The sequence below is a fragment of the Halorubrum sp. C191 genome (assembly GCF_002727095.1).
Lineage (GTDB): Archaea > Halobacteriota > Halobacteria > Halobacteriales > Haloferacaceae > Halorubrum > Halorubrum ezzemoulense.
This window is the reverse complement of sequence record NZ_NHNZ01000085.1, coordinates 1404-13399: the sequence shown is the minus strand read 5'-3', so window position 1 is coordinate 13399 and position 11996 is coordinate 1404. Positions and strand designations below refer to the sequence as shown.

The following is an 11996-nucleotide window of genomic DNA, read 5'->3' as shown; positions in this document are numbered from 1 at the left end:
GTCGGTCCGTCAGCCGCTCCGCGTCGCGCGCGCTTCCCGCACGTCGGCGCCGTCGCGGACCAGGTCCTCGCAGGCCGGACAGACGCGGGGCCGATCGACCTCGTTCGGGGTGAAAACCCGAACGTAATCTGTCGTGACGAAGGAACCGCAGTTCTGACAGGTCGGCATGATAGTCACTATCGAGTAATTCCACATAATACTACCGGGGGGTATGACGGAAAGAAAATTCGCGGAACGCGGCGCGCGTCAGTTCGGCCGCCAGTCGCAGACCGAACACGTCGCGGTTCCTTCCTCGTGGAGCGCACCGCACTCGGGACACTGGAGCTTGTTATAGGATCGCTCCCAGCCTACGATCTCCGTCTCGTGGCCGCGGTCGGAGAGGAACTCGTCGAACACGTCGTCGTCCGAGCTGGGTGCACTACTAGACATGCGTGTCATCGTATGCCACACCAATATATATGTCTTTCTGCCGTTCTCGTCGCTGCGAATTACGCGGACAATCGATCAACAAGAGATACAAAAAGAGTCGAAACCAAACATCAGGGCAGACCGAACGCCGCGGGCGGAAGCGTAGCGTCGCTCACCACGGCTCGTTTTTGACTCCGAGCGCGTACGCGCCGACGTTCGTGACGACGTGGAGGACCGGAGTCATCACGAGGACGACGGCGAGGACGCCCGGTGTGAACGCAGCGAGCGCCCAGTCGGTGTCGACGAGGAAGACGAGCCCCAGCGCGCCGACGACGAAGTCCAGCTGGTCCAGACCGGGGAACGCGGCGCCGCGCTCGCGGCCCGAGCGACGCTTGAGGAACGAGGCGCCGATGTCGCCGCACATCGCGCCGAAGGCGAGCGCGAACGCCGCCGGGAGCGCGAACGTCGGCAGGTCGCTCCCGAGCGCCGCGCTCGCTGGGGCGGCGAGCGCGTTGAGCGCGAGCGCGAGCAGGACGCCGACGAGAGTGCCGACCGCGGTGCCGCGCCATGTCTTCCCGTCGCCGAGCAGCCGCGCCCCGCGCCACTCGCGGCCGCCGTCGATGGGGCGTCCGCCGCCGGCCAACACCGCGGCGTTGTTCGGGACGTACGCCGGGAGCATCGCCCAGAACGCGGTCGCGACGAGCGTACCGATCATGTCCCCACGGGCGGCGCGCGGCGTGTTATAAACCCCGGATCCGTCGCCGCCGGTCGCCGCACCGCACACGCGATTGCGGTCGTCGCCGCCGACTCGACAAAGGTAAAGTTCGCGCCAGCCGGAACGCTCAGTATGATCCCCCCAGTCGCTAGCCGGTTCGTCGCCGGCGAGAGCGTCCCGGCGGCCCTCGACCACGTCCGCGCCGCGAACGAGGACGGCGTCGCGGTCATTCTGAACCTGCTCGGCGAACACTACGACGACCCCGCGGACGCCCGCGCGGACACCGACGCCTACCTCGGGCTGCTCGACGATATCGCCGACAGCGGCCTCGACGCCTGCGTCTCGGTGAAGCCCTCGCAGATCGGGATGGACGTCTCGACCGACCTGTTTGAGGAGCACTACCGAGAGATCGTCGCTCGTGCCCACGAGGTCGACGCGTTCGTCTGGTGCGACATGGAGGACGCAGACACCACCGACGCCACCCTCGACGCCTTCAAGTCGATCGCCGCCGACTACCCGTGGAGCGTCGGGCAGTGCGTCCAGTCGAACCTCAGGCGCACCGCGGACGACCTCGACCGCCTGATCGACGTTCCGGGGAAGCTCCGGCTCGTGAAGGGGGCCTACGACGAGCCGTCCTCGATCGCGTACACCGACAAGGCCCGCGTCGACGAGGCGTACCGCGACGACCTGACGACGCTGTTCGAGCGGCGCGACCGGGGGATCGCGGTCGGCAGTCACGACCCCGAGATGATCTCGCTCGCCGACCGGCTCGCCCGCGACCGCGGCGCCGACTACGAGGTCCAGATGCTCATGGGGGTCCGCGAGGACGCCCAGCGCGACCTCGCCGCGCAGGGGGTCGACGTCCACCGGTACGCGCCCTACGGCGACAAGTGGCTCTCGTACTTCTACCGCCGCGTCCGCGAGCGCAAGGAGAACCTGACGTTCGCGGCGCGGGCGGTGCTGGGGCAGTAGTCGACGCGACGCCTCGCGACCTCGCCCGCGCCGCCGGCGCGTGGAAGCCCTCTTAAGGATTGCCGACACATACCGATCCGATAGATGTCCACGTGGAAACGCGACTTCGCCAGCGGGCTCATCGTGCTGGCGCCGCTCCTCGTCCTCCTGTTAGTCCTCCGCTGGATCTACCAGTACATCGCCTCGATCCCGCTCATCGAGGGGCTCCAGCCCGAGGTCATCCCGGCGCCGCTAGAGCCCGTCTCCCGCGTCGTCATCGCGTTCGCGGTGTTCGCGACCGTGGTGCTCGCGGTGGGGTACTTCATGCGGACGACGCTGGGTCGGCTGGCGGAGTCGGCGGTGGACGACGCGATCAACCGGATCCCAGCACTCCGAGTCGTGTACAACGCCTCGAAGCTCGCGATCGAGACGGCGATCTCCGGCACCGACGAGCTACAGAGCCCGGTGTACATCGAGACGTGGCCCGGGATCCGGATGACCGCGTTCCGGACGGGGAAAAAGACCCGAGACGGAAAGATCGTCCTGTTCATGCCGACCGCCCCGAACATCACCACCGGCTTCGTTATCGAGGTCGAACCGGACCGGGTCGAGGAGACCGGCGAGACGGTCGAGGAGGGGATGACGCGGGTCCTCTCCGCCGGATTCGCCGAGTCCGCTCATCAGGTCCCCGTCCACGAGGAGGCGCCCACGGAGGGCGACGGCGACGGGACCCCGGGCGGCTTCGGACGCGTCCGGACGGACGGGACCCCGAGCGACGGCGAGGGGTCGGCGACCGACGGGAGCGGTTCGAGCGAGTAGCGGTTCGAGCGGCCGGCAGTTCGAGTGACTAGCGGCTCTTCGCGCGCGGCGATTCAAAAAAGATCGAGAGAAAGCAGGCGAGGCGAGCTACAGGTAGGTGAACCACTCGTCGTGGTCGTCGGTCCGCCGCTCGACCAGGTCGAAGAACGCGTCCTGAAGCTCCTCGGTCACCGGGCCGCGGCTTCCCGAGCCGATCTCCGTGTCGTCGACCGAGCGGATCGGGGTGACCTCGGCCGCGGAGCCGGTGAAGAACAGCTCGTCGGCGGTGTACAGCTGTCCGCGGGAGATGACCGCCTCGTCGTGGACCTCGTAGCCGCGCTCCTCGGCGAGGGCGATCACGGTGTCGCGGGTGATCCCCTCGAGGATCGACTGCGCGGGGCCGGTGGTGTATATCTCGCCGTCGTTGACCATGAAGATGTTCTCGCCCGGTCCCTCCGCGACGTTCCCCTCCTTATTCAGGACGATGGCCTCGACGTAGCCGTTCCGGCGCGCCTCCTCGCCCGCCAGCATGGAGTTGACGTAGAGCCCGGTCGTCTTCACGTTCGTCGGCACCTGCGAGGAGGCGTGCTTCCGCCACGAGGAGACCATCACGTCGACCCCCTCCTCGAGGGCCTCCTCGCCGAGGTACGCCCCCCACGGCCACGCGGCGAGGACGAGGTCGGTCGGGCAGCCCTTCGGCGAGACGCCGAGCGAATCGTACCCGTAGTAGGCGATCGGCCGGACGTACGCGGAGTCGAGGTCCTGCCGATCGAGGAGTTCGAGGGTCGCCTCGGTGATCTCCTCGCGCGAGTGCTCGATGTCCATGTCGTACATCTTCGCCGAGTCGAACAGCCGGTCGAGGTGTTCCTCCCACCGGAAGATCGCCGGCCCCTGCTCGGTGTCGTAACAGCGGACGCCCTCGAACACGCCGCTCCCGTAGTGGAGCGCGTGGGTCAGAACGTGGGTCGTCGCGTCCTCCCAGTCGAGGAACTCCCCGTTCTTCCAGATCGTGTCGACGTCCATCTCGTCGAATCCCATACTCGGTAGTTGCGGCCGGCGGGCTTAAAACTGTGACAACCGGTCGGGGTTGTCGGGACGGACCGAGTTTCGATTCCTCTGACGGGACAACGACAACCACTTACAAAGCCCCAGCCGCTCGGCGAAACAGAGACGATCCCGACACGAACACCGCCAGAGCCCCAGCCGTGAGGGCGACGTACGCTCGCTGCGCGCTTCACTCGGCCGCTCACTGCGTTTATTCCTTCGTTCCAGTGCTTGCGTCGCCTACGTCGCTCTCACGGCTGCCCCTTTGAGTCCTACCCCGCACCGCTCCGCACAGCACCTCTCACCTCCCCAGCCCCGTCAGTCGCCTCCGCTTCGCTCCGGCGACTGACTCCCTCGCACGCGCTGACTTGCGGTCGCCGAGGGCGACCGCTCGCAGGCGCGCGCCGACAGCAGCGGCGGTCGATTATTTCAGCGCCTCGACGAGGGCCGCGCCCTCGACGTACGGGATGTCGCGGCGGGCCGCGTAGGCGGCGGCGTCCGCGGGCGAGAGCGCGTCGCCCGTCTCGTCGTCGAGCATCTCGCAGACCACGGCGGCGGGCGCGGCGCCCACCGCCTCGGCCATCGCGAGGCCGAGTTCGGTGTGACCGGTGCGCCCCGAGAGCCCGTCGCGGTCGCCGCGCAGGACGTGAACGTGACCCGGCGCGCGGAACTCCGCGGCGAAGTCCTCCGGGCCGTACCCGCCCGGGTCGCCGCGGACGCGGCCGGCCGCGTTCGCCACCTCGGCGATGGTCTTCGCGCGGTCCGCGTCGGTGATCCCGGTGAACGTCTCGCGGTGGTTCACGGGCAGCGAGAACGAGGAGCGGTCGTCGTAGTCCGGGTCGTCGTCGACCGCGGGGTGGTCGAGCGCGTCAGCGAGGAACGGCAGGTCGAACGCGTCGCCCACCGCGTCGCTCACGGCCACGCAGATCAGGCCGCCCGCGTCGTTGCGCATGTGCGTGACCGCGGCCTCGTCGACCGCGCCCGCGGGGTAGACGATGTCTGTCTCCCCCTCACGGTCCGCGAAGTCGTGGACGCAGACGGGGTCGCCGGCGCGGAAGGCGTCAAGCGCGCGCTCGACCGCGTCGGCGTCGTCCGCGGGCTCGGTCCCCTCGGTGGCGTCGGCCGATTCCGCTCCGCCCGCGCTCGCCTCCGGGTCGGCGTCGACGTCGGCGCGCATCAGGCGACCTCCGTCTCGGCCGCGACCGATCCGGGCTCGTCGGCCCGGCTCGTCGGCTCGACGCGGACCTCCACCGCGTCGCCGTCGGCGAGGTCGAGCGCGTCGCGCAGCCGGTCCGGCGCGATCAGTTCGAGCTGGTCGTCGTCGTGGTGGGTCCGATCGGGGACGATGGCGTGGACCTCCTCGTAGCGCTCGTCGCCCGCGACGAGGGTGACCCCGTAGCAGGTGGCCGCGCCGTAGGTGCGCTCCTCGCTCTCCCACGCGTCGATGGGCACGGCGTCGATACCGGCCATCTCGCCGCGTCGGCGGACGCTCTCCTCGGTGAGGTCGACGTTGAGCGTGCCCGGGAACGGGTCGTAGCCGAGGCGCTCGCGGAACTGCTCGGCGTAGCCCGAGAGCGTGATGTAGTGGCGCCCCTCGCCCATCCCGCCGGTGACCGACCCACGGAGCGAGAGTCCGACGTCCGACTCGAACAGCCGGCGGTAGTCGGCGTACTCCGCGCGGAGCGCGGCTTCGCCCGCGTCCGTCACGCGGACCCACTGCCCGTCACTGACCACGTCGCGCTCGACGTAACCCGCGGATTCGAGGGTCTGGAGGCGCCGAGAGGCGGTCTGCGTTGAGGCGTCGAGCCGGTCACCGAGCGCCGCACACGACACCTTCGTCTCGGAGAGCCCGCCGACCAGCCCGACGTGTTTGAGGGCCGCGAGCGCGGCCGAGTCCACGTCGGTGTCCGCGTCGGTCGCCGTCGCGTCTGACATACCTTACAGTCGGTCGTCCGCGGGCAAAAGAGTAACGAATGTGGTACGCATCTCAAAAACGTTATGTAGTCGTAGAGCCGACCAAGAACCGCAGGATCAAACAGTTCGCCCGCTGGACATGTAACCCCGTCGGTGCCGGCCGGCTTCGCGATGTTTCGGTTCCTCGACCGAACCGATTCGGCCGCCGGATGCGAGCGACTCCCGCACGGGTCGTCGAAAGGTAAGGTACAAATACGAACGGCGATTGATTCGTCATGAGGGCTCGTAGATCAGTGGCAGATCGCTTCCTTCGCAAGGAAGAGGCCCGGGGTTCAAATCCCCGCGAGTCCATGTTTTCCGCCGCGAGCAAGGTCGCGAGCGGCGCAACCCGCGCAGCTCGCTCGGTCCCGTTCGTTGATCCTCACGAGACCCCTGTGAGCCCACTCGACTCCCGTTTCGGTCGTTCCGACCCGGTTCGCACGCTGGATCTCTCCCGTTGGAAGCGATTAAATACCCTCGGCGAATCCGTCGGCGTATGAGCGTCTCTGAGATACTCGAGGGAACCAACCTCACGCACCGTCAGATGGGGGTAATCATGGTCGGGTGGATCTTGTTGGTCTCGGTGATCGCCGTCGGTCTGCTCCTGTACACGTCGACGCTATAACCGGCTTCCCGACCGGTCCGGCGGGCGCGGCCCGAGTGCGAGGCGCTTTCTGCGTCACGTCAGACCTCTCGGAACAGCGTTCGTCGTCGTCGTCCGCCTCGGGACGCCGCCGACGCCCCGCACTCTCGGCAACCGCGGCGGGTACCCCCGAGGTTATGAACGGACCCGCCGAACCCGCGACTCACATGGACGCCGCCGAGCGACGGATAGTCGGATTCACCGCGGGATCGCACGGGCTCGTCCACACATACGAGCTGTCGATCCCAATCCTGTTGACGGTGTGGGTGGGTGAGTTCTCGACGACGGCGGCCGCGCTCGGCGTCATCGTCACGCTCGGCTACGGGCTGTTCGGGGTCGGTGCGCTGCCGGGCGGTATCCTGGTCGACCGTTTCGGGTCGAAGCCGCTCATCCTCGCCTGCCTCGCCGGGATGGCGGGCTCGTTCCTCGCCGTGAGCCTCGCGCCGACGCTCCCCGTCCTCGCCGTGGCCGTCGCGATATGGGGACTCACTGCGAGCGTCTATCACCCCGCGGGGCTGTCGCTGCTCTCGACCTCGGTCGACCAGCGCGGGACCGCGCTCGGCTACCACGGGATCGGCGGGAACCTCGGGATCGCGCTCGGTCCGCTGGCGACCGCGCTGCTGCTCTTGGCGTTCGACTGGCGGCTCGTCACGGCCGCGCTCGCGCTCCCCGCGGTCGCCGTCGCCGCGTACGGCGTCACCGTCGACGTGGACGCGGCGCTCTCGTCCGCGGACCCCGAGCCGGGAGCGTCGGCCGCCGACGGGGGTCCGAACGGGGACTCGACCGGCGGAGCGAGCGGCGATGTCTCGCTGTCGTCGGTCGCGACGGACACTCGGATCCTGATCGCCGGGGGGTTCCTGCTCGTGTTCGCGTTCGTCACGTTCAGCGGGCTCTACTACCGGACGTTCCTCACGTTTCTGCCGGACCTCCTCGGCGACGTGCTCGGCGGGCTCGTCGACCTCCAGTTGGTCGACCCGGAGAGCCCGTACGCCGATCAGTTCGACGCGGGACGGTACCTCTACGTGGCGGTCCTCACGGTCGGCGTGTTCGGCCAGTTCCTCGGCGGTCGGATCGCCGACCGCGTGCCGCCGGAGCGCGGGCTGATGGCGCTGATGGGTATTCTGTCCGCGCTCGCGCTGCTCTTCATCCCCGCGACGGGGACGATCGCCACGTTCGTCGCGGTGTCGCTCGCGCTCGGCGTCGCGCTGTTCACCGTCCAGCCGCTCTCGCAGGCGACGGTAGCGGCATACTCGCCCAGCGAGGCGCGCGGCCTCTCGTTCGGCTACACGTACGTCGGGATCTTCGGGATCGGCGCGCTCGGGTCGACGCTGGCCGGAACGATACTCACCCGGGCCGGCCCGTCGGAGCTGTTCGTCGTGCTGGCGATCATCGCGGCGCTCGGCGCGGTGTCAGCGACGGCGGTGTCACGCTTTGCGACGCGACGGGACTGATCCGGGGCGCCGCCGGTCAGTCCGCGCCCCCGTCGCGGTCGCCTTCGTCCTCGGCTGAGTCGTCGTCGCGCGCTCGTTCGCCGGAATCGTCGTGATCGTCCGCCCCGTGGCCGTTCGCTTCCCCTCTTCCGTCGTCCGCCTCGCCCTCCCCGTGGTCGCCCGCTCCTGCCGCTTCGTCGTCCGCCTCGTACTCCTCGTGATCGCCTCTTTCCCCTCCGTCGTCCGCATCTCCGTCGTGCTCTCCCTCCGACTGGACGTCGATCGTGACGGGCCCGCTGTCGGTCTCGGTCGCGTCCGGATCGGCCTCCGTCGTCTCGCGTCCGGCTTCGTCGTGCTCGAACGGCTCGTCCTCCGCCGACTCCATCTCGCTCAGTGCGTAGCCGACGGCGTAGCCCGTCGACCCGCCCAGCAGCGCGCCGATGCCGGCGCCGACGGGGCCGCCCCGAGCGCCGAGGACCGCCCCGGTGAAGCCGCCGACCGTCGCCGCGCGCTCCGCGTCGCGCTCGGGATCGCCGGTCGGTTCGAGCGGGTCCCCTTCGTGCCGGTCCGCGCTGTCGTGGTCGTGTGCGTCCATACCACGATTTGCGGCCGCACAGGTCTATATCTCTCGCCGCTCAGGCGGTGTGTTTCGCTTCCTCTGAATCCTCGACGATCTCGACGCCGCGGTTGTTGACCGCGTAGGGGTCGAGCCCCTGTTCTTGGAGGAACTGCTTGTACAGCCGCTCTGCGGTCTCGCCGTCCTTTTGCTTGTCGCTGGCGTGGTCGCAGAGTTCGACGAGGGTCTCGGGCACGTCGTTCTCGTGGACGATCCAGTGGTTGATCGTGTCCGACAGGCGGCGGATCGGCGAGGTGAAGTGGCCGTAGATGTCGAAGTTGAGCGCGTGGTGGCCACCGAACGGGTCGTTCATGTACTTCGCGCGCGGCATCACCTTCAGCACGGCGCGCTGGATCTTGTTGAGCTGGCGCTCGGGCGACTCCTCCAAGGCGGCGTTGACCGCCTTCCGGGGGTCGTCGCCCCACGCCTCGCCCGGGATGGAGACGCCGTCGAGCTCCTGGATCTCTTTGAGCGCCTCGTTCCACTGGTCGGGGGTCGGCTGCGGGTGGACGCGGTACATCGCCTCGACGCCGCGGTCCCACATCAGCGTGTGCGTCACCGCCTTGTTCGCCTTCAGCATCGACTCCTCGATGATGGTGTGCGCGCGGTCGCGCCGGGGATTTAACACGAGCGAGCCGTCTGCCTTGCGCTGCTCGTGCATGCGGTCGGCGAGCTCGAAGGCGAGCGCGTTCTCCTCGCCGAGGGGGAGCGAGGGGTCCTCCAGCCGGTTCTCGCACTCCTTGTAGGTGAGTCGCTCGTCGGAGTTGATGACGGACTTGTAGATGTCGATGTCCTCGAAGGATAGCGTCTCGTCGTCGATCTCCATCTCGACGGTGTGCGCGAGTCGGTCCTCGTTCGGGACGAGCGAGCAGACCGTCTCGGCCAGCACCGGCGGAAGCATGTGGATCGTGTAGTCGGGCAGGTAGACGGTGTTGGCGCGCTCGACCGCCTCCTCCCACATCGCGGTGTCCGGGGTGACGTAGTGGGTGACGTCGGCGATGTGGACCCACAGCCGGTAGGCGCCCTCCTCGCGTTTAATCGAAATCGCGTCGTCGAAGTCCTGCGCGTCGACCGGGTCCGTGGTCCACGTGGTGAGGTCACGGAGGTCCTCGCGCTTGTCGATCTCGGCCTCGATTTCCTCGTAGACGCCCTCGGTCCGCGCCTCCGCCTCGCGGAGGACCTCGCTCGGGAACTCGTCGCGGATCTCGAACTCCTCGAACAGCTCCTCGCGCTTCTCCGCGAGTCGGTCCGCGAGCTCCGGCGTGATCGTCACGGGGCCCTGGTCCTCGGCGGACCCGGGCTTCGGCTCGTCGTCTGACATACCTCCACCAACGCGGGTCCGTTAGAAAGGCCTGTCGGGCGGGCTGACGGGGACTCGATCCGGCGACGGGGCTACCGGTCTCGGTCGCGGTCGCGGTCGGAGCGCTGCCTATCCGACTGGCCGCGGTCCGAGCGCGCACCCGATCTGTCCTCGTCGGTGCGGTCACCGTCGCCGCTCGTCACCGCCTCGACGTAGCGGTCGAGGAACTCCTCGTCGGTGAGCCCGTCCGCCTCGATGGAGCGCAGTAGCGATTCGAGCCCGTCGCGGGGCTGGTGACAGATCCCGTCGTCGCAGTCGGCACAGAGGTACTCGAACTCCTTGTCGCGCCGGCTCCAGCGGTCGCCCTCCTTGTCGTACTCGCGGGCGTCCTCCCGCAGCACCGAGTCCCCGCACGCGATACAGACGACCGTTCGCCGGTCCCGACTTCCCCGGGAGCCCCACATACCGCGCATCTCGTTCCCGCCCCACTTAGCGTTTGGTGCGCGGCCGACGCGCGTTCGACGCGGGTGGGACTCGAGATGACCACCCGCGGCGAGTTCTCGCTGATCATCGCGACTGTCGCGGTCACCGGCGCGAACGCGGGGACGTTCGACCCGGCGCTCGCGGGGACGATCAACGCGTTCGCGGTCGGCTACGTCCTCGTGATGGCGGTGCTGGGCACGACGCTGATGAGCTACTCCGCGCCGTTCGAGTCGATCGCGACCGCGTGGCTGGACCGCGACGGAGCGGACGGCAGTGGGGCGAGTGGATAGGATTTCGGCGCAGCGGGCGTTTATTTATAAACAGTCGGCTCTGATGGGATGAAAGCCTGCTAAGTCCCCAGCGTGCGTGAAGAGGTACTGGGGTGGTCAAAGGCCGATGATTCAACAGCGTCATAGAACGCGTGGCTCTGATTGGCCTACCTGCCAAGGACGCACTATCATGGGAGGCCGCCCGGATGCCGTCGGCATCCGGGCGGCGAGCCCGAATAGGTGTGGCTCCCTTCACGCACAAACCGCCTCACAGGAACCATGTACTACCTCGGAATCGACCTTCATAAAGATGAGTCGCACGTCGCTGTTTTGGACGACGATGCCGAGGTCGTCGAAGAGATTCGCGTCAAAAACGCGAATCTCGACGACGTTGCCGAAGAATACGCTGGAGCCAAAGCGGCGCTCGAAGCAACCAGCAACTACTACACGGTCTACGACACCCTCGACGAACACCTCGACGTGGTTGTCGCAGATCCTACCCAAACCAAGGCGATCGGCTATGCTGAGGTAAAAAACGACCGGCTCGACGCGAAGTTGCTCGCGCAACTTCGCCGAGCCGACATGATCGCTGAGAGTTACGTTCCGTCCGAAGAGCTCCGGGAGCGCCGCGCACTTGTGCGCGGCCGGAAGAGACTCGTCGAAAAGCGTACGGACTTCAAAAACGAAGTCCACGCCCTACTCGACAAACACGGGATCACCTACGACTGGGATCCGTTCAGTGTGAACGGGCGAGACATCCTCGCCGGCGAGGATGTCTCGCTCGGTGTGGTCGGCGATCAGTTGATGGAGTCGTTCCTCTCGATCATCGACGAGTTAACCGCTCAAATAGAAGAACTCGAATCGTTGATCGAGGAAACCGCTGCGTCTCTCGAGGAGACGCAGCTGTTGATGACGATTCCGGGCGTGAGTTTCTACTCGTCGCTGCTAATCACCTCGGAGATCGGTGAGATCGACCGGTTCGACGGGGCAAAGCAGGTGGTGAGTTACGCGGGATTGGATCCGGTCGTCCGCGAGTCAGGCGACTCGCGGACGGAAGGATCGATCTCGAAACGCGGAAGTGGAGACTTACGCTGGATCCTCGTTCAGTGTGTTCAAACAGCGGTTCACCGGTGCAACGATCCGTATCTTGGACGGTTCTACGCTCGATTGAAACAGCGGAAGAACCACCAGATAGCGATTGTCGCAACGGCGCGAAAACTGCTCGTGTCGATCTTCCATATGCTTGATCGCACGGAGGTGTACGATCCACCAGAGGTGAGTGCCTGAGGGCCGCCGAGCCGGCGGCCCTCATCGGCCGGTCGCAGCGGGTGTGAGCCACAGCTAACGCGTTCACGTTCTGACCGCCTGCCGGCTGGTTCCTGAGCC

14 protein-coding genes, 1 tRNA gene and 1 pseudogene are annotated in these 11996 nt (G+C 67.5%); 7 read left to right on the top strand and 9 right to left on the bottom strand.

Annotated features, from left to right (window positions below):
• Window positions 1-9: 9 nt before the first annotated feature.
• The 3 genes from Z052_RS20455 to Z052_RS07270 all read right to left on the bottom strand — a co-directional run bounded on the left by Z052_RS20455 (window position 10) and on the right by Z052_RS07270 (window position 1123).
• The gene (locus Z052_RS20455) at window positions 10-168 is read right to left on the bottom strand and encodes a hypothetical protein (protein ID WP_006111597.1); all 159 of its coding nucleotides are present in this window, start codon (window positions 166-168) and stop codon (window positions 10-12) included.
• Between the two features lie 78 nt (window positions 169-246).
• Window positions 247-429, bottom strand: a complete 183-nt coding sequence (locus tag Z052_RS07275; RefSeq protein WP_049931749.1) for an HVO_0416 family zinc finger protein — start codon at window positions 427-429, stop codon at window positions 247-249.
• Between the two features lie 151 nt (window positions 430-580).
• Window positions 581-1123, bottom strand: coding sequence for a CDP-2,3-bis-(O-geranylgeranyl)-sn-glycerol synthase (locus tag Z052_RS07270; protein WP_049931752.1), 543 nt, complete (start codon window positions 1121-1123; stop codon window positions 581-583).
• Between the two features lie 132 nt (window positions 1124-1255).
• Here Z052_RS07270 and Z052_RS07265 point away from each other — a divergent pair, with 132 nt between their 5' ends.
• Both Z052_RS07265 and Z052_RS07260 read left to right on the top strand, forming a co-directional pair.
• Entirely contained in the window at window positions 1256-2095 is an 840-nt protein-coding gene (locus Z052_RS07265; RefSeq protein ID WP_099288934.1) for a proline dehydrogenase family protein, read from the top strand.
• 84 nt (window positions 2096-2179) lie between these two features.
• Window positions 2180-2893: a DUF502 domain-containing protein gene (locus Z052_RS07260; protein ID WP_049931755.1), complete on the top strand. Its 714-nt coding sequence runs from the start codon at window positions 2180-2182 to the stop codon at window positions 2891-2893.
• A gap of 87 nt (window positions 2894-2980) precedes the next feature.
• On the opposite strand, the gene Z052_RS07255 is transcribed toward Z052_RS07260, so the two are convergent.
• The 3 genes from Z052_RS07255 to Z052_RS07245 all read right to left on the bottom strand — a co-directional run bounded on the left by Z052_RS07255 (window position 2981) and on the right by Z052_RS07245 (window position 5851).
• The gene (locus Z052_RS07255) at window positions 2981-3910 is read right to left on the bottom strand and encodes a branched-chain amino acid transaminase (protein WP_049931757.1); all 930 of its coding nucleotides are present in this window, start codon (window positions 3908-3910) and stop codon (window positions 2981-2983) included.
• A gap of 430 nt (window positions 3911-4340) precedes the next feature.
• A complete protein-coding gene (gene ribB / locus Z052_RS07250) occupies window positions 4341-5093 on the bottom strand; it encodes a 3,4-dihydroxy-2-butanone-4-phosphate synthase (RefSeq protein ID WP_099288933.1) in 753 nt (250 codons plus the stop codon).
• Window positions 5093-5851: a DUF120 domain-containing protein gene (locus tag Z052_RS07245; RefSeq protein ID WP_049931759.1), complete on the bottom strand. Its 759-nt coding sequence runs from the start codon at window positions 5849-5851 to the stop codon at window positions 5093-5095. The genes ribB and Z052_RS07245 overlap by 1 nt, the downstream gene beginning before the upstream one ends.
• 258 nt (window positions 5852-6109) lie before the next feature.
• On the opposite strand from Z052_RS07245, the gene Z052_RS07240 reads away from it, so the two are divergent.
• The 3 genes from Z052_RS07240 (at window position 6110) to Z052_RS07235 (ending at window position 7963) form a co-directional block, all read left to right on the top strand.
• A tRNA-Ala gene (locus Z052_RS07240) sits at window positions 6110-6181 on the top strand.
• Between the two features lie 184 nt (window positions 6182-6365).
• Window positions 6366-6494 (top strand): hypothetical protein, encoded by a 129-nt coding sequence (locus Z052_RS21215; protein ID WP_255375966.1) that lies wholly within the window; start codon window positions 6366-6368, stop codon window positions 6492-6494.
• A gap of 185 nt (window positions 6495-6679) precedes the next feature.
• Window positions 6680-7963: an MFS transporter gene (locus Z052_RS07235; RefSeq protein ID WP_099288932.1), complete on the top strand. Its 1284-nt coding sequence runs from the start codon at window positions 6680-6682 to the stop codon at window positions 7961-7963.
• Between the two features lie 16 nt (window positions 7964-7979).
• Here Z052_RS07235 and Z052_RS07230 read toward each other — a convergent pair whose 3' ends face one another.
• The 3 genes from Z052_RS07230 to Z052_RS07220 form a co-directional block, all read right to left on the bottom strand.
• Window positions 7980-8537, bottom strand: coding sequence for a hypothetical protein (locus Z052_RS07230; protein WP_094592901.1), 558 nt, complete (start codon window positions 8535-8537; stop codon window positions 7980-7982).
• 40 nt (window positions 8538-8577) lie between these two features.
• Window positions 8578-9879 (bottom strand): ribonuclease R family protein, encoded by a 1302-nt coding sequence (locus Z052_RS07225; RefSeq protein WP_094495453.1) that lies wholly within the window; start codon window positions 9877-9879, stop codon window positions 8578-8580.
• A 71-nt stretch (window positions 9880-9950) separates the two neighbouring features.
• Window positions 9951-10322, bottom strand: coding sequence for a hypothetical protein (locus Z052_RS07220; RefSeq protein ID WP_099288931.1), 372 nt, complete (start codon window positions 10320-10322; stop codon window positions 9951-9953).
• 51 nt (window positions 10323-10373) lie between these two features.
• Between Z052_RS07220 and Z052_RS07215 the strand changes: the two are divergent.
• Window positions 10374-10631, top strand: a pseudogene (locus tag Z052_RS07215) (cation:proton antiporter); the annotation flags it as partial.
• A gap of 258 nt (window positions 10632-10889) precedes the next feature.
• Window positions 10890-11897 (top strand): IS110 family transposase, encoded by a 1008-nt coding sequence (locus tag Z052_RS07210; protein ID WP_099288930.1) that lies wholly within the window; start codon window positions 10890-10892, stop codon window positions 11895-11897.
• Window positions 11898-11996: the final 99 nt, after the last annotated feature.

Bases quoted from the DNA above. Each gene is read 5' to 3' on its own strand.
- Z052_RS07260 (WP_049931755.1), top strand. From the start codon at position 2,180: ATGTCCACGTGGAAACGCGACTTCGCCAGCGGGCTCATCGTGCTGGCG.
- Z052_RS07210 (WP_099288930.1), top strand. From the start codon at position 10,890: ATGTACTACCTCGGAATCGACCTTCATAAAGATGAGTCGCACGTCGCT.
- Z052_RS07255 (WP_049931757.1), bottom strand. From the start codon at position 3,910: ATGGGATTCGACGAGATGGACGTCGACACGATCTGGAAGAACGGGGAG.
- Z052_RS07225 (WP_094495453.1), bottom strand. From the start codon at position 9,879: ATGTCAGACGACGAGCCGAAGCCCGGGTCCGCCGAGGACCAGGGCCCC.
- Z052_RS21215 (WP_255375966.1), top strand. From the start codon at position 6,366: ATGAGCGTCTCTGAGATACTCGAGGGAACCAACCTCACGCACCGTCAG.
- ribB (WP_099288933.1), bottom strand. From the start codon at position 5,093: ATGCGCGCCGACGTCGACGCCGACCCGGAGGCGAGCGCGGGCGGAGCG.
- Z052_RS07275 (WP_049931749.1), bottom strand. From the start codon at position 429: ATGTCTAGTAGTGCACCCAGCTCGGACGACGACGTGTTCGACGAGTTC.
- Z052_RS07235 (WP_099288932.1), top strand. From the start codon at position 6,680: ATGGACGCCGCCGAGCGACGGATAGTCGGATTCACCGCGGGATCGCAC.
- Z052_RS07220 (WP_099288931.1), bottom strand. From the start codon at position 10,322: ATGTGGGGCTCCCGGGGAAGTCGGGACCGGCGAACGGTCGTCTGTATC.
- Z052_RS07270 (WP_049931752.1), bottom strand. From the start codon at position 1,123: ATGATCGGTACGCTCGTCGCGACCGCGTTCTGGGCGATGCTCCCGGCG.
- Z052_RS07230 (WP_094592901.1), bottom strand. From the start codon at position 8,537: ATGGACGCACACGACCACGACAGCGCGGACCGGCACGAAGGGGACCCG.
- Z052_RS07265 (WP_099288934.1), top strand. From the start codon at position 1,256: ATGATCCCCCCAGTCGCTAGCCGGTTCGTCGCCGGCGAGAGCGTCCCG.
- Z052_RS20455 (WP_006111597.1), bottom strand. From the start codon at position 168: ATGCCGACCTGTCAGAACTGCGGTTCCTTCGTCACGACAGATTACGTT.
- Z052_RS07245 (WP_049931759.1), bottom strand. From the start codon at position 5,851: ATGTCAGACGCGACGGCGACCGACGCGGACACCGACGTGGACTCGGCC.